Source organism: Bradyrhizobium sp. NBAIM08 (assembly GCF_020193935.1).
Taxonomy (GTDB): domain Bacteria; phylum Pseudomonadota; class Alphaproteobacteria; order Rhizobiales; family Xanthobacteraceae; genus Bradyrhizobium; species Bradyrhizobium yuanmingense.
Genome location: NZ_JADYVR010000118.1, coordinates 1 through 492 on the forward strand (window position 1 = coordinate 1; position 492 = coordinate 492).

Here is a 492-nt window from a genome sequence, read left to right on the forward strand (position 1 = left end):
ATAGTCTTGGTTTTGGTTGTGATGAAGTTTCATGGAAGACTATAGATAAGTTTGAACGTGATTATAAGGTAAGTAATAAAAATAAATGTCAACCAGTTACAGGTTTAAAAATTCCTATTTTGTTTAGCCTGAGTTACGATTAATAGTACGAAAAGGACTTAACTTTTTCTTCTCAAAAATGCCTATTTGTCAAAATTTCTGACAACTTGTCTGATTTCATCAATTGGCAGGCTCTTTGTCAAAGGAATTGTACAAATTAATTAGAGATGACTGAGAATCAAAATTCCACCAGCAACGAAGAGCTAGAAAATCAAGCTCCAATTGAAGATCAAGCGAGCGTATCAACAGAACAATCAGCGGACGACAAATACAATGAATTGAACGACCGTTTTTTGCGCCTGTATGCAGAATTCGACAATTACCGCAAACGCACAAACAAAGAGAAAATTGATTTAATTTCGAGCGCGGGAGAAGGTGTCATTAAAGATTTTC

General features: G+C 35.0%; 1 protein-coding gene. It reads left to right on the forward strand.

From position 1 onward, the window contains the following. Positions 1 to 266: 266 nt before the first annotated feature. The coding region (grpE, locus tag I6F37_RS38695) for a nucleotide exchange factor GrpE (RefSeq protein WP_225154170.1) at positions 267 to 492 on the forward strand (226 nt) is incomplete at its 3' end.